Here is a 20,205-nt window from a genome sequence, read left to right on the forward strand (position 1 = left end):
TCATAAACGGTGTGGCTTTCGGTTGACCGGGTCGGCTCGAAAGAATGCGCCCTACGTGGTCATTCGGACCTCGATTGCGGGGCTGCCTTCCCTGACCCACGCGTGGGGCATCGCCGGAGTCAGGTGATGGATCCCGAAATCACCTTCAGAATCCAGGGCAATCACACCGACATCCTCCCCTACACACTTGCCCATCTCCCTGAGCACTCGTTCAACCGCCTTGTTTGCCGGGTGCCCGTTCCAGATGTCATCGCAGATCACCTTGGCAGTGAGGAAGCGCATCATCAGTTCACCGCGTCCGGTTGCCGAAACGGCCGCGTGGGGGGTCGCGTAATTGCCCGCACCAGGGAGCGGTGAATCACCAATGCGGCCCGGAAGCTTCAGCGTCACTCCGCCGGTCGATGTACCCGCGGCGAGTTCGCCCTGACGGTCCAGAGCGACGGCGCCCACGGTGCCCATGTCATCCTCACGGGGCCATGTCGAAAGCAAGGTGTGGAGCGCAGCCACTTTGTCATCACCCTGTTTTGCCTCCAGGTCCTCCCGGTGGCGCTGCCAGTTTTTGCGCCGTTGCAGTGTGACCGGATCGTAATCGGCAAAGCCGACAGCCCTCGCGAAACGAAGTGCGCCACTTCCACCAAGCAGGACATGATCCGTCATCTCCATGACCTTGCGTGCGACCAGGATCGGATTTCGAACCCGCCTCAAGGCCGCCACGCCGCCGGTGCGCAGCCCACTCCCCACCATAATGCCGGCGTCCATCTCGGCATCACCGTCGAAATTGAGCACTGAGCCAGTTCCGGCGTTGAACAGGGGATCATCCTCGAAGACCCGCACCGCCTCGGTAACTGCATCCAATGCGCTTCCACCTTTTTCCAGGATTTGTCGGCCCACTTCCGCCGCCTGTTCGACACCGGCCAACGCAGGCTTCCGGGGCGTATGGCTCCAACTCCCGGCCCCGCCGTGAACCGCGATTGCATACATGCTCTTCACCCTATCCGCGAATCACTGCGCATTTGATCCTGACAATTCCCATCAGGGCCTCAATCGCCGCTCGCGAAGCTGCTCCTTGCGCACGATCCGAACCAGATCACTGACCTGCTCAGCAAGCACTTCCAGGATATCGTCCACAGCCAGCAGCCCCACCAGCACGTTCCGCTGATTGACTACCGGGGCGCGCCGGACACCTTGTTCGGACATTCGGTTCGAGGCGTCGACAAGGTCTTCCTCCTCATGGAGAACCAGCAAATCCCGGCTCATGATATCGCCGACGGTGACCTTTTCCGGTTCAACGTTCTCTGCCATCAGTTCGATGACGATATCGCGGTCCGTAATCATACCGATTGGCCGGCGACCATCCGGATCCTCCTTGACCACGACGAGGTCGCCAACGTGATACTTGCGCATCAGCCACACCGCTTCCCGCGGGCTTTCGTCCGGTTTGATCACAATCACTTCCCGGTTGCACCACTCACCCACCGACATCACTCGGTTCCTCCATACCATACGTACCCATACCGATGACCTTAGACCTTATATGGTCCGAACGGTGTCGTTGTTCACTTTTTGTCTGGAAAGGCTTTGATCAAACGCTAGTGTACTGTTGCATGCTTGGCGGTTCTTTCAGCGAGTCGCTGGCCGGCCAGCTGCAAGGCGCGTTTCGCAGGGAATGGCGTGCCCTTTGCAAGAAATGCAACGCCGCAGATGGCCGGCCAGCGGCTCGCCCGAAGGGAGCCCCCAAAAGCCATGACGGCGTTGCAGACTCCATCCCTGGAGTCCTCCGTTCGGGCCAGCCTTTGGCTCCGCTCCCGGCGGATTCGTGCAGCGCTTGACAAGGGAATCACCATTGCCTGCGCGCTGCGCTTGTCCGGAGGTTTTTGGGGCTCTGAAAGTATCGCCAAGCATGCAACAGTACACTATCTTGTCGTGTAAAGACGCGTTGCGTCCCGCTTAACGCAGGAGGTGTAGCATGCAGCTTCACGACTTTCTCGGACAGGTCCAGCATCGGGCACAAATGCCCGATATCGATGCCGCTCTGCGCGCCAGTCGCGCGACGCTTGAAACACTGGCGGAACGACTCAACGGAAATGAACCTGCTCAGCTTGGCGCACAACTGCCCCGGGAACTCAGGGAGTTTCTGCAGAGGGAAACCGCCGGCAGCGGCGAGCGCTTCGATTCCAGCGAGTTCCTGAAGCGCGTCAGTGAACGCGAGGGTATTGACTTGCCGGTGGCGGTTTACCACGCCCGCACGGTGATTGAGGTACTACGCGAGGCAGTCTCCGCCGGTGAAATCAACGACGTGCTAGCCCAGCTTCCCGATGACTACAAACGCATCTTCGAAGCCGGCACCAGTGGCAGCATGCCCTCTCACTGATTGAGGCGACAGGCGGCACACCGCTACCCGGGATTTGTGACGGAGTCGTTATGGATATTCCGACCACCGTTCATCGGCGGACGATTATCATCAACGCCGGGGGCATGCTGATTGAGGCAGACCTCACCCTTCCGGAAGAGGCGTTCAGCATGGTGGTGATGTTCGGCGGCATCGAGAATGCCCGCTATGAGGAGGACTTTCTCCAACTGGCCGGGGCATTAGCCGTCGAAAACATCGCCACCCTGATCGTCGATCCCTACACTCCTGAAGAGTGGACCCACGAAGATCACGCCGGCGATGTATATGAGCGGATTGCACGGCTCGGAACACGAATGACCGCCGCTGTCGATGGACTAGTGGAAGACAGCGACATCGGTGGGTGCCATCTTGGATTACTGGGACGTGAAATCGGTGCCGCCGCCGGCCTCAAAGTGGCCACCGCAAGGCCAAACCGTATCCATGCCGTCGTCTCCGTCTCCGGCCGCCCCGATTTGGCGGGGCGACAGACGCTTCGCCAGCTCCGGGCGCCAACACTGCTGATCGTCGGCGAACACGATCATGTCGTCCTGGATGCCAACCGCCATGCGATCGGCTTCATGAACGGCCGATACCAGCTGGCGGTGGTTTCCGGCGGGACCCACCGGCTCAACCACTCCCCCTACTCGGAGCAAGTGGCCCTGTCGGTATCCAACTGGTTCCATGAACACCTGGAACGAACCCCGGAATAGACCCTGCTCTACTGTCATTGCGAGCACTACCCGCCGCTCCGCGGTCCCGAATCGATGACGAACTGTAAACAGTCATTGCGAGCCATACCCCCTACTGCGCAGGCCCGAATCAGTGACGAACTGTAAACTGTCATTGCGAGGAGCCCCAGCGACGCGGCAATCTCAGGGTTCGTCGCCGGGGCTCCTCGTAATGAACAGCAAGGGCAAGTTCTTCGGGAGGAGCCTCGGCGACGAAGCAATCGGTTACGCCCGAAGTGCAAGACTGCCGCGTCGCCCAGGCTCCTCGCAGTGACAGTGTGGGGCGGGTTCTGCGAAAGCGATTCCCTATGAAGATTCGGAAACAAGGTAGGTGGCAAACCATTCCCCCGCCCTACGGGCTAGCTCTTCCACGTGACTGGGATTGTTGCCGGAAAATCCGCTTGCTCCGGGGATGATCTCCAACCGGTATTCACCACGCAACCAGGCCGCTGCTTCGCGATTGAGATCCACCAGCGGTGAATCCTCGCCGCCCAGCAACAGCAGTGTGGGTGTGTGGGTGGCGCGCAGGGTATCGCCGGCCAGATCGGGCCGACCGCCCCGACTCACAACCGCAGCGACTTCGTCACTCCGTTCCGCAGCCACCGAGAGCGCAGCGGCCGCCCCGGTGGATGCCGCCAGAATGCCAACCGGGGCATCGGGAATCTCCTTACGCCCCCAGTCGATGACATTGGAAAGCCGTGTGGTGAGTAAACCGATGTCGTAGCGCAGATCGGCGAGCTCGGCATCTTCACGGTGTTCATGCGCCGTCAGGAGGTCGGTAAAAAGGCTGGCGTAGCCTGCCCGTGCCAAGGTTTCAGCCAACAACTGGTTGGTCGCGCTATGGAGTCCCTCACTGGTGACGCTGACCAGAACGATAACGGCCTGCGCATCCGCCGGCTGCACCCAAAGCCCGGAAAGCAGCGCCCCATCCGACGTATCGATCGAGATGTCTTTCCAGGTCATGTCGCCTTCATTTTGCATCATGTTCTCCGCGATGGATCACTCGAAACCGCTTTTTCCAAGTGTAGCGCCGGGTGGTCGACGCAACAGGGGTCCCGAACTAACCTCAAGCTGACATTTCGGCAAAGAGACGATGAAAAACATCTCTTCCACACGATTTTCCCCGGCAGGCATCTTCGGAATAACGGCCCTTGCTTTCCTGGCTGTCGTGGCAGTGTTTTTCGGATATGTCCTGCTGCTTGCGTTCGCCGGTATCTTACTGGCGGTTTTCTTCGACGGCATCAGCGCCTACCTGGCCCGCTGGACCCGGCTCCCCCGCGGCGCCACCTTCACTTTGGTGGTGACCCTGTTTCTGGCCTTGATGGGTGCAGCCGCACTTCGCTTCGGTCCGCTGTTCCTCGATGGCATCAATCAGCTCGCGGACACCATCAGGCACTATGCAGACGACATCAGCAATCTCGCGTCTGAACGTGAATGGGCGAAGGCCCTGTTCTCCGAGGGAGGCAGTGGAGGGTCCCTGGTCACCTCCGCATTCAGTACCGCTGCCGGGCTCCTTGGAACGGCGACCTGGGTCATCTCCGCGGGTCTCATCATTCTGTTCACCGGCATTTATCTTGCGGCTGAACCGGGTGTATACACCGGCGCACTGCGATCCCTGTTCCCGGAACGACACCGGGAAGAACTGCAACAGGCCCTTCGTACACTCCAGTCAACGCTACACTGGTGGCTCATCGGACGCATCGCATCCATGCTGGTGGTCGGGATTCTGACCTGGACCGGTCTTCTCGTCCTCGATGTACCGCTGGCCTTTACGCTTGCCCTGCTGGCGGCGCTATTGTCGTTCATCCCCAATCTCGGCCCGGTATTATCGGCGGTTCCTGCGGGACTGGTCGGGCTGGAGCAATCGGTCACCACGGCCATTTACGTCATCATTCTGTATGTCGCCGTACAGACGGTGGAGAGTTATTTCATCACGCCGCTGATCCAGCGCCGCGCGGTGCGGCTGCCACCGGCACTGGTGATTACCATGCAGGTACTGATGGCATTCGCATACGGCACACTGGGGCTTCTGGTCGCCACCCCGCTTACGGTGGTGGCGGTGGTGTTGGTCAAGGTGATCTATTTGCCGCGCCGCAACGCAACCAACGCGCAACAAGAAGAGGGAGCCTGACAGCGGGCAGTGCCCACGCTCCGGTCGAGCGTGGGGGGACTACAATCTGGATCACCACCAAAACGCGGGAAAACCGAGATGCCACGCACCGATTCAGAACGGAATCGGGAGACTCCGGAGCGGCCGGAACTCCGCCATGCAGACCTGCTCAGCCGCTGGATGGACGACGTGATTCGACTGCCCGGCGGATTCCGGATCGGTCTCGACGGAATCATCGGACTCATTCCCGGCGTGGGGGATGCGGCGGGAGCCATCGTCTCGTCGGTCATCGTGGGGCAGGCAGCCCGCTTCGGAGTTCCAGCGGGCGTTCTGTTACGCATGATCGGCAACATCCTGATCGAGACGATCATCGGCGCGATACCGATATTGGGAGACTTGTTCGACTTCGCCTGGAAAGCCAACCTGAAGAACTTCGACCTACTAAAAAGGCACATGGGCGAGGCCAGCGTCGGCGAACGGGGAACCCAGCGACTTGCCTACCTGATCATGGTCGTGGTTGCGCTCGCCATTCTGGCGGTGATTGCTCTCGTCTACCTGTTGATCCTCATGCTGGTGAATCTTTTCTGACGGGGCAACTGTTCACTCCCCTGTCATTCCCGCGTAGGCGGGAATCCAGCGGCTATCCGACAGTCTCGTAATAGTTGAGGGCCGTCATTCCCGCGCAGGCGGGAATCCAGAGAGTAGCAGCATGGCTCAAAATGGATCCCCGCCTGCGCGGGGATGACGAATCGCCCAATCACCCGGGCGAACAGTTACTTGACGGGCGAAAAATTGATTCAGACCCGCAGCAGCGTGACACCGACCGAGGTGTAGGGATAACCGTGGAAACGTCGCATTACCGGCTTGGTACGCTCCCAATCGACCCGCAAGTCCAGTTCTCCCTCGAGTCGCCATCCGGGGGCATCAAGGATGTGCTGCTGCAGGCGTTCGGCATCGAAGAAACTCCAGTCCACCGGAAATGGTCCACCCTCCCCTTCATACCGGATTGAGGCATTGGCGTCTTCATAGTAGTCCGTGGTCAACAGCAAACGCCCGTTTGCCCGAATCACCCGATGCATTTCCGACAAGGCCGCAGCCATCTCGCCAAACCCGAGATGTTCAATCACCGATATGCAAAACACGGCATCAAAGGCACCATCCGCGAACGGCAGCCTGCCCAGATCGCCGCCCACGTAGCCGACGCTTACCCCGTGAACCCGATCCAGCCCTGATGGGGGCGACAGGTCCAGCGCAGAGACCCGGTAGCCCTGCTTGGCCAGGTAAACCGGAAAAATAGACGCTCCGCAGCCCGCATCCAGCACGCCGGACCTTGGCGACAGCTGGGCACGTTCCAGTGCCCATGGGTATTCCCAGCGCTTGCTCGGATGCAGATAGGAGATGGAATCACTGCTGGTCAACTCATCCATTTGACCGAGCACCTGCCGAAAAGCGGGGGTTTCAAGTTCGTCCAGGTCGAGGATACGGTTCGGCGCACGCATATTCCCTCCTCGGTTGGGTTCGCGACAAATCGGATGAACGATCGTGCTAGATAGCTGTTCCGAAATGGTGTCCAACCCCCTTTGGCAAATATTGAAAATACTGTAGGAGCGGCGGAAGCCGCGATTCGGCGTTTATCCCGTCGCTCCTACACGCATGGACACCAATTTGGAACACTGTTTAGCAGGTTACCCTGTTCAAAGTGTCGCACACCCGCTGAACGGGGACCGTATCGATACAGCCATTGCGGTCAATCAGACAGCGAGCCTCGACCACACAGCGGGGAGGACCGAATCGCCTCTCCAGCCGGTGGGGACAACTTACCTGAGCACCAAGCCCTACGGCTCCCGGCGGGGCATAAATAGCAGGATTGGTGGGGCCGAAAACGGCTACGGTGGGTGTACCCACTGCGGCGGCAAGATGCATCAGACCGGTATCGTTACAAAGAAGCGCGCGACAGCGTGCAATCAGCGCACCTGTGAGGCGCAGGTTGGCGGGAGGCAGAACCGCGGTGCGATCCGAATAACCGATACCCTGTTCAAGACTGCGACCCAATTCCTGCTGATCGCCGGACAGTATCAGGATACGGGCGTCTTCATGCTCCATGAGCAGTTCACGCGCGACCGCCGCAACGCTGCTTACCGGCCATCGCTTTAACGGCGATGACGCTACCGGCGAAACGGCATAGGGACGGGCGGGGCCGCTCATCCCGAACTGCGCCAGAAGCCTGCGTGCATGGTCGCGTTCCTCTTTCCGCAAGGGCAGTTCAGGCCGGCGGTCGTCCGGCACCTCGATCCCCCACCCGAGATGTACCGCTTCGCGAATCGCATCCAGCCCCTTGCCACCCTTTTCAAGGGCACGGTCTTCAAGCCCATTACCGGTGTCGAGTATCGCCGAGGTCGAATCCCATACTACGCTCCCGAATCCCATCGTCGCATGGGAGGGATCGATAACCACGTCGAAGTTACGCGCACGCAGCCAGGCATGAATGGCGGAACGGGTTTCCGAATTGCCGAAGTCCCCCCAATGTGCCAGGCCGAAGTCATGGACACTGACCAGCTCATCAACACGCTCGTCTCCCTCCAGCAATTCGATAGCCGGACGTGATCCGATACCGGTAATATGCGCCTCGGCCAGTTCCTCCCGTAACGCAGAAAGCGCCGGCAACTGCATCACCAGGTCGCCAATACCGTAGCGGAGACAGATCAGAACCTTTTTCGCTTCGAAGAAAGACATCTCGGAACCCGGGTTGCCCTAGTGGTCCGTAGGTTGGGGTGAGTTATGCGAACCCCAACGCTGATTTGTTGGGCTTCGTTCGTCAGCGCCAACCTACATTTTGGAGCCCATTGCTAATTCTCGGACACGCGCCTAAGGATCGGACGGGGTACCAAGACGACCCGTAGCGGCGAGGAACTCCTCGGCATCCCACGTGGTTATCGGCGAGGTGCCGTTTGCTTCGGGTGTACACAGATAGGTTTCTGTTCCGGGATAACTGACGATCCGCATTCCGGTGGAGCGCAGCATCGCCTCGATGCCGGCATGGTTCGGCGCCCACCAGTTGGTTGGGTCCCCGGCCAGCCGGTTCTCGATGAAGGCCATTTTTGGCCAACCCGGCTCGTTCATGGCTGCACGGTCGTTGATATCCCTGTCCTCTCCCGGATCAAGGACCTCCCGACCCGGCATGCTCAGCGTCTGGAAGGCAAACAACCGGCGGACCTTGCGCGCGGCGATATCCAGCCCCAACAGCGGGTAGCGCAGGTGATAGAAGACACCCAGAAAAAGCACCAGATCGAATTGCTGGTCAAGTTCGCCAAGCTGGTAGACCTGCCGCTGAAGCAGCTGTACACGGTCGGAGACCTCAAAGGCGTTTACCGCCCAGCGGGCCTGCTTCAGATAATGGGGGTTCATGTCGACCGCCGTAACGTCGGCGCCCCGCCGGGCCAGTTCGATCGTGTAGAAACCGGCATTGCAGCCGATATCCAGTGCGGTCCACCCGTGCAGGTCTTGCGGCAGCGCAACCCCCAGCTCCTGCCATTTATACCCGGGAAAATCGCCGAGAAAATGATCGGGCGCGGTCTGCTGTCCATTGGGGAGGTGAAGGTTGTGAAACCAGGGACGCAACTCCTCTATCTGCCGCTCGGTTTCCCTGTCTCCGGCCTGATCCACACTCACCCTCCGAAGGGCCATCATCAGAAAAGAAAAAAAGCCGCCTTCAGAACACAGGCAAACTTCCGGTATGGTTAACGCATAGGACTCGCGCACCCCGGTCGTCAACCGCAATCGCGCTCACCGATGCAATATCGATGTTGGTACGGAGGGCAAGGTCGAGCGGAATGCCGGCGTAGAATGCAACGCCGTAGCGGATGGGGTCTCCGTGCGAAACCAACGCGATCACCCCGTCCGGGGTCTCCCTGCGGAGCCTTTCGGTAGCTGCAACCACACGGGCCTGTATCTCCAGTGCCATTTCACCGCCGGGGATACGGATGCCGCCACGAAATTCATGGTAGCGGCGCCAGAGCGGATCGTCCTCCATCTCCGCAAAGCTGCACCCACCCCACTCTCCGAAATCGACTTCCAGCAGCGCCTCATCGATTTCCATCGCGGTACCGTGGACCTCGGTAATGGCTGCTGCAGTTTGTCGGGCACGCTCCATGGGACTCGTAACCAGACGGTCGAGCCGTTGAAATTTCAGCTGTCCGGCCAGTGTCCGTACCTGGTCGAATCCGCGCTCGGTAAGACGCACCCCGGGAGCACGTCCGGTAAGCGTCTTTCCCACGGCTTCGGTTTCGCCGTGGCGAATAAACACAAATCGGGTCACGAGGCGCTGACCTGTCGAACACGCGTGGCTGGTTTCACTATGTAACGCTCCACGACCTCCGAAGCAAATTGGGAGAATTCGGCAAGATCGATCGGCGGGCTGGTGTGGCAGGGCCGACGGCCGCGGGATGGGGGAGTAAAGCAGAGCGTGAGGGTGACATCGAAAGACGCAATGGCCTCCATCTGCCGATCAAACCACTCGAGCGCACCGGGACGATGCCAGTCGGCCCAACTGATGCCAGTACGCAGCCGCTTCACGCCCAACTGTTTCAACCAAGCCACGGCCTCTTCGAGACGATGATCCTCGAAATGGAACCACTGGCAAATCCCCATTTCCGGGTCCAAGTGTTCCAGCGCCGGCTTCGGTGTGCCGTCATGGCGTAACAACCCCATATAAAAGTGCCGGTAATAAGCACTGCCTTCGCTCTCTCGATGCCGTGTGGTCGCCTCCCAGCTGGGCGGCAGGTCGTAAAGGCTGTACCAGAACACCCGCTCCACCCGGTCAAGCAGCAGCTCGGTGGTACGTTTCAGTCCGAATACCTGGACCTCTTCCGCCCCGAATGTCGAAACTCCCACCTCCGTCACCCAGACGGGGAGATCCGTTACATCCTCGATTTCCGCCACCTTGTCCGGCCAGTGGTCGAGCTGCCAATGGTTCCAGTCAAGGGGAAAACCGTGCACCCCCACCGCATCAAGCTCCTTCAATACGCCATACCCCATCAGCAGACGGATGAAATCCGCGTCAATGGGGGAAATGCCCCCGAGCACGAGCTTGATCTCGGGTGTCAGTGCCCGCACGGTCAGCGCGGCTCTGCGGGTCATCTCGGCGTACTCCCGCCACTCCGGATCCATTTCAAAGTCCCAGTGCGAGAGGTTGTTCGGTTCGTTCCAGAACTTGATGGCCTCGATCATAATGCGCTTCCGGGGACCTTGTGGCCCGCGTCGACGGACTTATCTTCGTTTTCCACCCGATGTACCCAGCCGTTGATAAAGGCTTCGGTCAGTCGATACGCCTCATCATCGGTGTACTGGCGCGGAGGGTGCTTGCAGAAACAAGCGGCGGGGGCATGCAGCGGCCCTGCCTGTCCCCGGTCCAGAGCTAACCGGCAGCAACGGATCGCATCGATGGCAACGCCGGCCGAATTGGGGGAATCCTCCACCGAGAGACGCAGCTCCAGATTCATCGGCACCTCCCCGAACATGGTCCCCTCCATTCGGATGAAGCAGACCTTGTTATCGTTCTGCCACGGCACATAGTCGCTGGGACCCACATGAATGTTGTCGTCCTCGATACGACTGGCCGCCACCGATTGCACGGCTTCGGTTTTCGAAATCTTTTTGGAAGAGAGCCGCTTGCGATCCAGCATATTGAGAAAGTCGCTGTTGCCGCCGGTGTTGAGCTGGTAGGTGCGGTCGATGCGCACTCCCCGGCGCCGAAACAGATCGGTCAGCATTCGGTGCACGATGGTGGCGCCAAGCTGGGATTTGATGTCATCGCCGATGACGGGCAATCCCCGCTCTTCGAAGCGCATCGCCCAGACCGGATCGCTGGCGATGAAAACCGGTATGTTGTTGATGAAGCCAATCCCGGCCTCGAGGGCACATTCGGCATAGAAGCGCGTGGCCGCCTCGGATCCCACCGGCAGGTAGTTGACCAGCATTTCCGCGCCGCTTTCACGAAGTATTTGCACTACTTCCGGCTGCGAGAGTTCGGTCTGATCGGAAGGCACACAACGACGGCGCTTCGGATGCTCGGCCATGTGTGGCGCAAAACCATCAAGGACAGGTCCCATCTGCACCAGGACACCGGTTTCCGGCAGATCCCGCTGAAACGGCTCAGTGCAGTTGGGCTCAGCAAACACGGCTTTCGCCAGATCGCGTCCCACCTTTCGGCTATCGATATCAAAGGCGGCAACCACCTCGATGTCTTCCGGACGATAGCCACCCAGGTCCAGGTGCATTAGTCCAACAGGCTCACAATCCCTTCTTTCTCGATAAAACTGGATTCCCTGAACGAGAGAACTGGCACAGTTTCCGACGCCGGCAATGGCAATCCGTATATTCCCGCCCATTCCTTGTTATCTCCTGGCGACACCGATTTTGTTCCACGGCACCGGGACCGATTCAATCCGGAACCGTCAGCAAACATTCCGGGGATGCACCTCTGGTCATGGTAGGTAGAACCATTACTGTCGGAAAGTTAGAACACCACCCCACGATTGCAAATCACTACTGCTACGGAAATGTCATCAAATAGGTTACTACTCCTCATAATTGACCCGGAAATGCGCTCTTGGAGCCAACGTTACGCGGCTCCAAATGGCTCGTTCCGACAGGCTGCTAGACTGGTTTGTGTACCGCATAGACAGCGGGGAATCTGGTGGAAGATGTAAAAATCCTGATTGAGTATGCGGGACTCGCCCTGGAGTTCGCGGGCATGGTAGTGATCGTCCTCGGCGCTGTGTACTCAACGGCACAGGCGATACACCTGTGGTTCGGTACCACTAACAGGAACACGATCTTTTTACAGTTCCGAATCCAGTTGGGCCGTGGCATTCTGCTCGGGCTCGAGTTCCTGGTAGCGGGGGACATCATCAATACCATTGCCATAGAACCGTCCTATAACAGTGTAGGCGTGCTGGCGGCCATCGTGCTGGTCCGAACCTTTCTGAGCTTTACCCTGGAGGTCGAGATGACCGGGCGCTGGCCATGGCAGGCCGAGACCGAGACCGAGCGGCCATGAACCAAAAGAACGCTGTCCGTGATGTACCAATCATGCGGGAAGAAGGAATTCCATGGCGCTTTTCCTGAAGCTTTTGCATATCGGATTCGTGATGTTCTGGATCGCCGGAGCGCTCTATGTCCCCCGCCTGTTCCGTCTCTACAACCAGGCACAGTCCGCTGCCGAGGCGGAGCAGGCGATTGGTCTGGCGAGGCGGCTCTATTTCGAATTGATGACCCCCAGCGCAATCATTGCGGTGCTGCTGGGAAGTAGTCTGGTCTTCTTCGGCTTCGAGGGGGGCTGGCTCCCGGTAAAGCTTTCAGTGGTCTTTCTACTGGTGCTGTATCACCTCTATTGCGGCCGTATCCTTCTAAAGGAGGAAAAGAAGCAAAAGTCCCACGGGCTTTCCTACTTCAGCGGTCTCTCGCTGATTCCCATACCGCTTTTCCTGGCCATTGTCGTATTGGCAGTGGCCAAGCCCTTTTGAACCGCGGTTGCTGGTCCCTTGTCCCTCGCCACTCGCCACTCGCCACTAGCCACTAGCCACTAGCAGCTAGCCACTAGCCACTAGCCACTTTCAAGGCTCCTCCTCTTCCGTGAGATAGGTTCCCACCAGTTCGTGAAATACCAGCTTGCCGCCAAGATAACCTGTGAAGGCCAACATCAGCATGGTGACCACAGAGAGAAATATTCCCCAGGGAAACACCACCGCTCCGGGGTCATCGAGCCGCAGCACCATATTGGCCGAGGCAAACGAAAGCAGCGCAATGGCCGCAAGAAAATGTCCCCAGCTACGAATCTTGTTGCGGATGGCCACCACCGTCAGAAAATCGGTGATGCCTGCAATGGCGGCCGCCGCTCCGCCGACCAGTCCCGACAACACCAACCAAAAAGCGGCACGCGCCCAGAATGGATCCCCACTCCACAGAAAGGCGATGTCGCTGAACAGGGTTCCGGTAAAGAATGCAATGGGAAACGTCACCAGCATCGGGTGAAGTGGATGGTTGTAGATGGCAGCGGTACTGGGGATGCGAATATCCCGGTGACGGTTGCGCTTCTCTTCTTCCATCATCATCCGGCCTCGGTTCAGAAAAGATCGGGCGATACAAAGACGACGGCATAAACGATGAGGGCCACCCCCACAGCGTAGTGCCAAAGTCCCGTTGCCACGTCCACCTCGAGCCTCCGTTCCGAATCGATATGCCCTTTCCAGGAGCGAGCGATGGCAAACCCGATAGCCGCCAGGGAAATGAACAGATGAAACCAGAGATAGCCGTGCAGGAAGTGGACCAACGAAAGATAGACATGCCCGCCACGTTCAGGGTAGGCATCGGCCAGCCAGCCCAGCATCAAGAATGGATAGGCTGCTCCCAACACGAAAGTCACCGCCAGGCCCAGCTGAAAACGACGGTAGGCCCCCCGCCGGTTGGCTGCCACTGCAATCCACAGTATGAGGGTCCCTGCAATCGGCAGTAGCAGTGCCAGAAGCGGTGCATTCATCGTCGCTTCCACCTTCAGGAACGATGGCGGCCAGGGTGGCGAGACCGTCCAGAGGAAATAGTACGCAAACAGCAACGAGGCAAACACTATCGCGCTGGAGACCAGGGCGAGACGGGTTCCCCACAGACCCGGGGCCTGTCCGCTGCTGCTTTGGTTGGGAAGGTGCAGCCCGGCGCCCGCCTCGATACGTCTCGGTGAATCCCGGTAGGCGGCACGCCATGCCCAGACGAAAAACACTGCCACCAGCGCCAGCCCGGCCAACCCGGAAAGCCAGTAGCGTCCCGCCAGGATGCCCGCCAGCGCGATGATGCCGGCAACCGCTGCCCACCATGGCTCCCAGCTCTGATGCGGTAGCCGAATCACCTGCTCGGGAGTAGCGTCACCTGCACTCGTCCCGATGGTTTCGCGCCGGGCTGCCGACGGATCACCGAGGAAGTGCTCGCCCCGTTCGCTGGCCTCGATAGTGCCCTGCTGGTCCCAGAGCGGATAACGCCCGGTCACCGGCGGGATGCTGATGAAATTGAACGGTGGGACCGGCAGACGCAAACCCCACTCCAGGGTCCCGGCACCCCAGGGATTGCGCTTTCCATTCTCACCAAGCCGGAAACGCAGATACAGATCGACAGCGACCGCGGCAATGCCGGCAGCCAGCAGAAACCCGCCGGCCGTGGAAAAGAGATTGAGCCATTCCCAACCGAGTCCTTCGGGATAGGTGTACACCCGCCGCGGCATTCCCACCAAGCCGGTCAGGTGCATCGGGAGGAACGTCAACTGAAAGCCGGAAAACACCAGCCAGAACCCGATTTTTCCTACCCCTACCGAGACGTTGCCACCGGTCAGCAGTGGCAACCAGTAGTAGATTCCGGCAATCAGGGGAAAGACCATGCCACCGAACAGGACATAATGCAGGTGGGCCACGACGAAATGGGTGTCATGGACCTGCGCGTCGAACGGCACCAGGGCGACCATCACCCCGGTGAGGCCACCGAGAACGAACGTGAACAGGAACCCGAACACATACAGCAGCGGCAGCGCCATTACCGGGCGGCCGTACCAGAGCGTGGCAATCCACGCGAACACCTGAATCCCGCTGGGGATCGCGACGGCCATGCTGGCGGCCGAGAAAAAACTCAGTGAAAGCCGCGGGATCCCGGCCGTATACATATGATGGACCCACAGACCGAAGCTGAGGAAGCCGGTCGCGATGACGGCAGCCACAACCCACGCATAGCCCACCACCGGGCGGCGTGCGAAGGTCTCGACCACCATCGTGACGATACCGGCCGCGGGCAGGAAGATGATGTAGACCTCCGGATGGCCGAAGATCCAGAACAGGTGCTGCCACAACAGCGGGTCCCCTCCCCGTTCCGGGTCAAAGAAGACAAAGCCGAAGTTACGTTCCAGTTCCAGCAGGATGCTGCCCAGTATCAGTGGCGGGAAGCCGAACAGGATCATGAAGGCGACCACCAGGATGTACCACGCAAACAGCGGCATCCTCCCCATCGACATTCCCGGTGCGCGCGTTTTGAGGATCGCGACAATCAGTTCGATAGCCGCCGACAGTGCCGAGACCTCGATAAAGGTGACCCCCAGCAACCAGAAATCCGCCCCCATCCCCGGAGAAAACAGCTTGCTGTTCAGAGGCAGGTACATGAACCAGCCTCCGTCCGGTGCGGCATCGAACAGAAAGCTGAGGTACAGGAAGATGCCTCCGAACAGATAACACCAGTAACTGAACGCAGAAAGACGCGGAAACGGCAGGTCACGCGCGCCGATCATTTTCGGGATCAGATAGATCGCGAATCCTTCCATCACCGGGACCGCGAACAGAAACATCATCGTGGTCCCGTGCATGGTGACCAGCTGATTGTAGGTATCGTTGCCCAGTTCGACGCCGCCGGCCGTGGCCAGCTGACTGCGAATGGCCATCGCAAGCAGGCCACCGATGAGAAAGAACACCAACCCGGTGGCAAGATAACGCCGGCCGACGGAAGTGTGGTTGACCGCCCCGGCCGCGCGCCAACCGGGCAGCGTGCGCCAGAAGGCGAAAAAGCGATCGTAGAGCTCGTTGGAGTTGGCGCCGCCCATTATTCGAGACTGTGGAGGTAGGCGGCCAGATCACGAACGACCGCATCATCCAGATGCGAAAAGTCTTCCATCCGATTGCCCGGCTTGATGCGCTGGCTCGCGGAAATCCAGCGTGCGAGATTCTCCCGGGTCATCGGCAGCGTACCGGCAGCGAGGGTTCGGCGGCTGGCCACGTGGGTCAGATCCGGTCCCGTATCACCCTTTGCTGCGGTGCCTCGAATGCGGTGGCATTCGGCGCAACCGACCTGGAGAAAGTGTTCCCTGCCGCGACTGGCGGCTGCCTCACCGGCCGGAGCCGACACCGGTTGCGACTGCCGGGCAAGCCACGCATCGAAACGCTCGACCGGCTCGGCGATCACCCAAAACGCCATATGGGCATGCTGGGCACCGCAGAATTCGGCACACTGGCCCCGGAAGGTGCCCGGCTGGTCGGCATGCAAATCGAGGGGATTCTCATGACCCGGAATGGCGTCCTGTTTGCCGCCCAGCCGCGGCACCCAGAAGCTGTGAATCACATCGGCGCTTCGCACATTGATCCGCACCGTACGACCGACCGGAATGTGGATCTCATTCGCGGTCACTACCTCGGCATCACCAGCACCGGGGTAGCGAACCTCCCACCACCACTGGTGCCCCGTCACCTCGATGTTCATCGGTTCCGACTCACCGCGGAACAGTGGGTAATCGATTTCGAAACTGTATATCAGCAGTACCGTCAAGGTGACGACCGGGAACAGCACGCCTCCGCCGAGGATAAACCAGCGCCCGGGCCGATACTGTTTTTCCGCGGGAGTCGCACGCAATGCGATCAGCGCCAGCGCCATCACCAGCGTCAGAATCACCAGCGAGCCCCAGAACATCACCCACCAAACCGAGGCGATGGCCTGCGCGGAGGGTCCCCCCGGGTGCAGGGCCGATTGGACCGGATCGCAGGCCGCAAGCAACGGGACGACTAACAGCAGGAGAGCCTTCAGAACATACTGAAAGAAAAAAGGCATACTCGAATCCATGAGATTGCCCGGTTAAGGATAGCTGCCGGAGCCTCTCCCGCCATCCAAGGGCCCGCCCTCGTGGGGGTCCCTCACCCGCACGTTTGCACGGTTTTTGTGCTTTGCTTTTGTGAGATCTAACCCGAAGATTTCATGAATTTGTGCCGAGATCGCTTAGGATGTTGGTTTCAGAAGGAAATTCCGACTGAGAAAATATTTCTTGTGGGGCCGAGAGACAAGCGCGATCGGTGCAAATTTTTGAAAGATTCGGGCTAAAGCGCCTGGAGGCATCTTGCGATTGCAGAAGCGGGCCGAAACAGCGCTGGGAATGCTCTCTCCCCTGCTGCTGTGGAGCATCTATTTCCTCGTGGTCTATCTATTGGTAGCCATCGCCTGTGCGCGGCTGAGCGAGACCGACTGGGTACGCCCGACACTGTGGGTTGTGAGTACTATTGCCACCGTAGGGGTACTGGGAACAAGCTATCTCTTCTGGAGCGGCCTTCGACAGGGGCCCACCTCACCAACCAAATCGGACATCGAGCGCCGCACACGACTGCGGGTGGGACTGTTCATCAGTATCCTTTCCCTGGTTGCAGTCATCTGGACGGCGCTTCCAACCCTTTTCCTCCAACCTTGCGAATAGATGGCGGTTTCAGTTCTGCGCATCCGGTTGGTACACCATCGGTCCTGCTGGGGATGCAATTTTAGGCCAGAAATGGGGCTTTTAAGCCAAAAATACGGCCATTTTCAAGCCATAACACCCTTACATTCAATGTATTGCGGTGGTCCGACCCCGCTATACTGTCCCCCATGAGATCACCATTCAAGGAGAAGCGTTATGCATGACGGGTTCGGTTTCGGCTTCGGCGGATTCATGTGGATTTTCTGGATACTGCTAATCGTCCTCGTCATCTGGGCGGTAGGCGCGTTCCGCGGTGGCGAGCCACGCGCAACCCGCCGGACACCGCTAGAGGTCCTGGAAGAGCGCTACGCGCAGGGCGAAATCGACAAGGAGGAGTTCGAACGCAAACGCGATGATTTGAGGAGATAGCGCTATGGTCGAGAGCGTCAGCCGGGGCTTTCGCTTACGGGAGGTGAACGATAGCGCCATTGGCGTGGCTCAGAGTCTGCCCGGAGTCCTCGCCGCTCGGAACGCCGGCGCGGGTAAGCTGAAGGTGACCTATGACATTGCAGAGACCGACTACCGGACGCTGCAGGAGGCGCTACGCCGGCACGGTTACCCGGGACCGACGGGCCGTCTTCAGCGCCTGCGCGACAGTTGGTATCAATTCCAGGACGAGAATCGGCGGGCCAATCTGGAACACAAACCCGCCTGTTGCAGCAAGCCGCCGCCCGGTGCCTCCCGCCGGAAATAACCACGCCGCCCATGACGTGGCCTACCACAGTCCGCCCCACTAAAGAGACTTGGCTGATGGAATACCCGGTTCTCACCGCTGCAGTCGTCCTGCTGGCTGCCTCCGTCGCCGTCCTGACCCTGTTCGAGCGGCTCGGCCTGCCCGTGCTGCTCGGCTACCTTATTGTGGGCATTTCCCTGGGCCCCTCCGGCATCGCTTGGGTGCCGCATACGGAGGACCTCCACTTTCTGGCAGAATTCGGGGTGGTGCTACTGCTGTTTACCATCGGCCTCGATTTTTCCATCACCCATCTCTGGACGCTGAAGAAGCAGGTCTTCGGCCTCGGCGGCGCGCAGGTGGTGGTCACCGCCGCCCTGGTGGCCGGCGCAGCGTGGGCGTCCGGCTTACCGCCCGCCAACGCTTTCGTCGTGGGGGGCGCACTGGCGCTGTCATCGACCGCCGTGGTCACGCGAGAACTGAGCCGACGCGGCGAACTGAAACAGCGCCACGGCCGCTTGTCCGTTGCGGTGCTCATCTTTCAGGACCTGGCAGTGGTGCCGTTTCTCATCCTGATGCCGGCGCTGAACGGAGACACAACGGGCGATGGGGCGTGGGACCTTCTGCTGACGCTGCTGACCGGCACCGTGGTCGTGGCGCTGATGCTCGCGGCGGGACGCTGGCTGATTCGGCCGCTGTTCAGCCGCATCGTCGAAATCGAGTCCCGGGAGCTCTTCACCCTGTCGGCCCTGCTCTTCTCTCTGGCCGCCGCCTGGCTCACCGCCAATGCCGGGTTGTCTCTCGCCCTCGGTGCCTTCCTGGCCGGCGCCCTGTTGTCAGAGACGGAGTACAAGGAGCGCTTGACCGCCGAAATTCGCCCCTTCCGCGACGTTCTCCTGGGGCTCTTTTTCGTCGTCATCGGCATGATGCTCGACCTGCAGGCCCTCTGGGGCCAGATACACTGGGTACTCGGCGCGGTACTGCTGCTCATCCTGCTAAAGACCGCCACCACCACCCTGCTGGGACGCCTGCTCGGCGTGCCGCGCGGGACCGCCATGCGCACCGGCATACTGCTCTCCCAGGCTGGCGAATTCGGGCTGGTACTGGCCACCCTCGGCGCTACCGAAGGCGTCATTTCCACCGAGACAGAGCAGCTGATCATGGCCACCATCATCATCAGCCTCGCCCTGACCCCAATGCTGGTGCGCTGGGCAGAGCCGGTCTCAAAGCGAATCTGTCTTGGGAGAACCTAGGCACCGAGCCGCAAGGCGGCAACATCATTCGAACGCCTCCCCCACTTTGAGGCGAAAACGCGGCTGCGGATGGGGTTTAACGAGGATGGGCCGGCTGATTTCCCGAACAAGTCGTTTAAGAACATGGACGTGGCCGACCATGAACTCGCCGTGCCAGCCGATAACGAGCAGACTCATGCCCCTTTTGTTCGATCAGGTCGAGCAGTTCGTCCTTGATGTCGCCAGCGCCGATGTCTGGGCGGACTCGGCCTACCGAACAACATGAACAGCCATCATAGGGCGCTATTGTTCGCTATCGCCTAGGATTGCGATTCTAGGCCAGAAATGGGGCTTCTAAGCTAAAAATACGGCCATTTCGAAGCCATAACACCTTTTTATTCAATGTGTTGCGGTGGTCCGACCCCGCTTTCCGCGGTTAGTGTCGATGGCCGCTTTCACGTGTTGCGCGCTTCGGTTCCGGCCGAGGGAAGGGCACTGACGCTCTATGAGGAAGTTCATGAGCGAACCCATCTTGGCAGCCGTCGCGTCCAAATTGCATTCCTGGACTCGCTCGCAGAAATCCTTCCAAGCCAGTGCCGCCCCATTGTGGTGACCGATGCCGGATTCAAAAATCCCTGGTTCCGCGCAGTCGAAGCACTCGGCTGGGACTGGGTCGGTCGGATCCGCGGAACCGTGCAAATTTCCAGGCCAAACGAATCTCTATGGATCCGCTGTACCTCGGTTGGAAGGCTACTGGAAACCGGGAGCCCGACCTACTTGG

The 20,205-nt window shown here is 59.8% G+C and carries 23 protein-coding genes and 1 pseudogene; 11 read left to right on the top strand and 13 right to left on the bottom strand.

Going from position 1 to position 20,205, the window contains the following annotated elements:
• Positions 1-51: 51 nt before the first annotated feature.
• The gene (locus tag BLP65_RS09980; RefSeq protein ID WP_092996198.1) at positions 52-981 is read right to left on the bottom strand and encodes an isoaspartyl peptidase/L-asparaginase family protein; all 930 of its coding nucleotides are present in this window, start codon (positions 979-981) and stop codon (positions 52-54) included.
• Between the two features lie 51 nt (positions 982-1,032).
• On the bottom strand, positions 1,033-1,482 hold the full coding sequence (locus BLP65_RS09985) for a CBS domain-containing protein (protein WP_092996202.1): 450 nt from the start codon (positions 1,480-1,482) through the stop codon (positions 1,033-1,035).
• Positions 1,483-1,966: 484 nt separating this feature from the next.
• On the opposite strand from BLP65_RS09985, the gene BLP65_RS09990 reads away from it, so the two are divergent.
• Positions 1,967-2,371, top strand: a complete 405-nt coding sequence (locus BLP65_RS09990; protein WP_092996205.1) for a DUF2267 domain-containing protein — start codon at positions 1,967-1,969, stop codon at positions 2,369-2,371.
• A gap of 50 nt (positions 2,372-2,421) precedes the next feature.
• Entirely contained in the window at positions 2,422-3,099 is a 678-nt protein-coding gene (locus tag BLP65_RS09995; RefSeq protein ID WP_092996209.1) for a dienelactone hydrolase family protein, read from the top strand.
• 324 nt (positions 3,100-3,423) lie between these two features.
• Here the strand turns inward: BLP65_RS09995 and BLP65_RS10000 are convergent, their stop codons facing one another.
• Positions 3,424-4,101 (bottom strand): dienelactone hydrolase family protein, encoded by a 678-nt coding sequence (locus tag BLP65_RS10000; protein WP_139181472.1) that lies wholly within the window; start codon positions 4,099-4,101, stop codon positions 3,424-3,426.
• 109 nt (positions 4,102-4,210) lie between these two features.
• Between BLP65_RS10000 and BLP65_RS10005 the strand changes: the two genes are divergently transcribed.
• The gene (locus BLP65_RS10005; protein WP_092996216.1) at positions 4,211-5,248 is read left to right on the top strand and encodes an AI-2E family transporter; all 1,038 of its coding nucleotides are present in this window, start codon (positions 4,211-4,213) and stop codon (positions 5,246-5,248) included.
• Between the two features lie 78 nt (positions 5,249-5,326).
• A complete protein-coding gene (locus BLP65_RS10010) occupies positions 5,327-5,815 on the top strand; it encodes a DUF4112 domain-containing protein (RefSeq protein WP_092996219.1) in 489 nt (162 codons plus the stop codon).
• Between the two features lie 209 nt (positions 5,816-6,024).
• On the opposite strand, the gene BLP65_RS10015 is transcribed toward BLP65_RS10010, so the two are convergent.
• From BLP65_RS10015 to BLP65_RS10040, 6 genes are all read right to left on the bottom strand, one after another.
• A complete protein-coding gene (locus BLP65_RS10015; RefSeq protein WP_092996221.1) occupies positions 6,025-6,726 on the bottom strand; it encodes a class I SAM-dependent methyltransferase in 702 nt (233 codons plus the stop codon).
• Positions 6,727-6,904: 178 nt separating this feature from the next.
• Entirely contained in the window at positions 6,905-7,960 is a 1,056-nt protein-coding gene (locus tag BLP65_RS10020) for a glycosyltransferase family 9 protein (RefSeq protein ID WP_092996224.1), read from the bottom strand.
• 132 nt (positions 7,961-8,092) lie between these two features.
• Positions 8,093-8,890: a TIGR04290 family methyltransferase gene (locus tag BLP65_RS10025; protein ID WP_217631959.1), complete on the bottom strand. Its 798-nt coding sequence runs from the start codon at positions 8,888-8,890 to the stop codon at positions 8,093-8,095.
• A 46-nt stretch (positions 8,891-8,936) separates the two neighbouring features.
• A complete protein-coding gene (locus tag BLP65_RS10030) occupies positions 8,937-9,542 on the bottom strand; it encodes a histidine phosphatase family protein (protein WP_175452517.1) in 606 nt (201 codons plus the stop codon).
• The gene (locus BLP65_RS10035) at positions 9,539-10,453 is read right to left on the bottom strand and encodes a glycoside hydrolase 5 family protein (protein ID WP_092996230.1); all 915 of its coding nucleotides are present in this window, start codon (positions 10,451-10,453) and stop codon (positions 9,539-9,541) included. Before BLP65_RS10035 ends, BLP65_RS10030 begins: the two co-directional genes overlap by 4 nt.
• On the bottom strand, positions 10,450-11,613 hold the full coding sequence (locus BLP65_RS10040; RefSeq protein ID WP_092996233.1) for an inositol-3-phosphate synthase: 1,164 nt from the start codon (positions 11,611-11,613) through the stop codon (positions 10,450-10,452). The genes BLP65_RS10035 and BLP65_RS10040 overlap by 4 nt, the downstream gene beginning before the upstream one ends.
• Positions 11,614-11,921: 308 nt before the next feature.
• On the opposite strand from BLP65_RS10040, the gene BLP65_RS10045 reads away from it, so the two are divergent.
• Positions 11,922-12,284 (top strand): DUF1622 domain-containing protein, encoded by a 363-nt coding sequence (locus BLP65_RS10045; protein ID WP_245688292.1) that lies wholly within the window; start codon positions 11,922-11,924, stop codon positions 12,282-12,284.
• 52 nt (positions 12,285-12,336) lie between these two features.
• Positions 12,337-12,750, top strand: coding sequence for a CopD family protein (locus tag BLP65_RS10050; RefSeq protein ID WP_092996236.1), 414 nt, complete (start codon positions 12,337-12,339; stop codon positions 12,748-12,750).
• A gap of 90 nt (positions 12,751-12,840) precedes the next feature.
• Here BLP65_RS10050 and BLP65_RS10055 read toward each other — a convergent pair whose 3' ends face one another.
• The 3 genes from BLP65_RS10055 to coxB are packed head-to-tail and all read right to left on the bottom strand — an operon-like array spanning position 12,841 to position 16,849.
• Positions 12,841-13,338 (bottom strand): DUF2231 domain-containing protein, encoded by a 498-nt coding sequence (locus BLP65_RS10055; RefSeq protein ID WP_092996239.1) that lies wholly within the window; start codon positions 13,336-13,338, stop codon positions 12,841-12,843.
• A gap of 11 nt (positions 13,339-13,349) precedes the next feature.
• Positions 13,350-15,851 carry a cytochrome c oxidase subunit I gene (gene ctaD, locus BLP65_RS10060; protein ID WP_092996242.1) on the bottom strand — a complete coding sequence of 834 codons (2,502 nt, stop codon included), beginning with the start codon at positions 15,849-15,851 and terminating at the stop codon, positions 13,350-13,352.
• On the bottom strand, positions 15,851-16,849 hold the full coding sequence (gene coxB, locus BLP65_RS10065) for a cytochrome c oxidase subunit II (RefSeq protein ID WP_175452518.1): 999 nt from the start codon (positions 16,847-16,849) through the stop codon (positions 15,851-15,853). Before coxB ends, ctaD begins: the two co-directional genes overlap by 1 nt.
• Positions 16,850-17,132: 283 nt before the next feature.
• Between coxB and BLP65_RS10070 the strand changes: the two genes are divergently transcribed.
• From BLP65_RS10070 to BLP65_RS10085, 4 genes are all read left to right on the top strand, one after another.
• On the top strand, positions 17,133-17,483 hold the full coding sequence (locus BLP65_RS10070) for a hypothetical protein (protein ID WP_139181473.1): 351 nt from the start codon (positions 17,133-17,135) through the stop codon (positions 17,481-17,483).
• A gap of 195 nt (positions 17,484-17,678) precedes the next feature.
• Positions 17,679-17,891 (top strand): SHOCT domain-containing protein, encoded by a 213-nt coding sequence (locus tag BLP65_RS10075; RefSeq protein WP_092996250.1) that lies wholly within the window; start codon positions 17,679-17,681, stop codon positions 17,889-17,891.
• Between the two features lie 4 nt (positions 17,892-17,895).
• Complete coding sequence (locus tag BLP65_RS10080) at positions 17,896-18,216, top strand: hypothetical protein (RefSeq protein WP_092996253.1); 321 nt, start codon at positions 17,896-17,898, stop codon at positions 18,214-18,216.
• Between the two features lie 56 nt (positions 18,217-18,272).
• Positions 18,273-19,445 carry a cation:proton antiporter gene (locus tag BLP65_RS10085; protein ID WP_175452519.1) on the top strand — a complete coding sequence of 391 codons (1,173 nt, stop codon included), beginning with the start codon at positions 18,273-18,275 and terminating at the stop codon, positions 19,443-19,445.
• A 24-nt stretch (positions 19,446-19,469) separates the two neighbouring features.
• On the opposite strand, the gene BLP65_RS16925 is transcribed toward BLP65_RS10085, so the two are convergent.
• On the bottom strand, positions 19,470-19,622 hold the full coding sequence (locus BLP65_RS16925; RefSeq protein WP_175452520.1) for a hypothetical protein: 153 nt from the start codon (positions 19,620-19,622) through the stop codon (positions 19,470-19,472).
• A gap of 204 nt (positions 19,623-19,826) precedes the next feature.
• Between BLP65_RS16925 and BLP65_RS17425 the strand changes: the two are divergent.
• Positions 19,827-20,126, top strand: a pseudogene (locus BLP65_RS17425) (transposase); the annotation flags it as partial.
• Between the last annotated feature and the right edge of the window lie 79 nt (positions 20,127-20,205).

Origin of the sequence: Thiohalomonas denitrificans (assembly GCF_900102855.1) — a bacterium.
Classification (GTDB): domain Bacteria; phylum Pseudomonadota; class Gammaproteobacteria; order Thiohalomonadales; family Thiohalomonadaceae; genus Thiohalomonas; species Thiohalomonas denitrificans.

Coding starts and splice junctions, on each gene's coding strand:
- BLP65_RS09980 (WP_092996198.1), bottom strand. CDS start 981: ATGTATGCAATCGCGGTTCACGGCGGGGCCGGGAGTTGGAGCCATACG.
- BLP65_RS09985 (WP_092996202.1), bottom strand. CDS start 1,482: ATGTCGGTGGGTGAGTGGTGCAACCGGGAAGTGATTGTGATCAAACCG.
- BLP65_RS09990 (WP_092996205.1), top strand. CDS start 1,967: ATGCAGCTTCACGACTTTCTCGGACAGGTCCAGCATCGGGCACAAATG.
- BLP65_RS09995 (WP_092996209.1), top strand. CDS start 2,422: ATGGATATTCCGACCACCGTTCATCGGCGGACGATTATCATCAACGCC.
- BLP65_RS10000 (WP_139181472.1), bottom strand. CDS start 4,101: ATGATGCAAAATGAAGGCGACATGACCTGGAAAGACATCTCGATCGAT.
- BLP65_RS10005 (WP_092996216.1), top strand. CDS start 4,211: ATGAAAAACATCTCTTCCACACGATTTTCCCCGGCAGGCATCTTCGGA.
- BLP65_RS10010 (WP_092996219.1), top strand. CDS start 5,327: ATGCCACGCACCGATTCAGAACGGAATCGGGAGACTCCGGAGCGGCCG.
- BLP65_RS10015 (WP_092996221.1), bottom strand. CDS start 6,726: ATGCGTGCGCCGAACCGTATCCTCGACCTGGACGAACTTGAAACCCCC.
- BLP65_RS10020 (WP_092996224.1), bottom strand. CDS start 7,960: ATGTCTTTCTTCGAAGCGAAAAAGGTTCTGATCTGTCTCCGCTACGGT.
- BLP65_RS10035 (WP_092996230.1), bottom strand. CDS start 10,453: ATGATCGAGGCCATCAAGTTCTGGAACGAACCGAACAACCTCTCGCAC.
- BLP65_RS10040 (WP_092996233.1), bottom strand. CDS start 11,613: ATGGGCGGGAATATACGGATTGCCATTGCCGGCGTCGGAAACTGTGCC.
- BLP65_RS10050 (WP_092996236.1), top strand. CDS start 12,337: ATGGCGCTTTTCCTGAAGCTTTTGCATATCGGATTCGTGATGTTCTGG.
- BLP65_RS10055 (WP_092996239.1), bottom strand. CDS start 13,338: ATGATGATGGAAGAAGAGAAGCGCAACCGTCACCGGGATATTCGCATC.
- ctaD (WP_092996242.1), bottom strand. CDS start 15,851: ATGGGCGGCGCCAACTCCAACGAGCTCTACGATCGCTTTTTCGCCTTC.
- coxB (WP_175452518.1), bottom strand. CDS start 16,849: ATGCCTTTTTTCTTTCAGTATGTTCTGAAGGCTCTCCTGCTGTTAGTC.
- BLP65_RS10075 (WP_092996250.1), top strand. CDS start 17,679: ATGCATGACGGGTTCGGTTTCGGCTTCGGCGGATTCATGTGGATTTTC.
- BLP65_RS10080 (WP_092996253.1), top strand. CDS start 17,896: ATGGTCGAGAGCGTCAGCCGGGGCTTTCGCTTACGGGAGGTGAACGAT.
- BLP65_RS10085 (WP_175452519.1), top strand. CDS start 18,273: ATGGAATACCCGGTTCTCACCGCTGCAGTCGTCCTGCTGGCTGCCTCC.
- BLP65_RS16925 (WP_175452520.1), bottom strand. CDS start 19,622: ATGAGTCTGCTCGTTATCGGCTGGCACGGCGAGTTCATGGTCGGCCAC.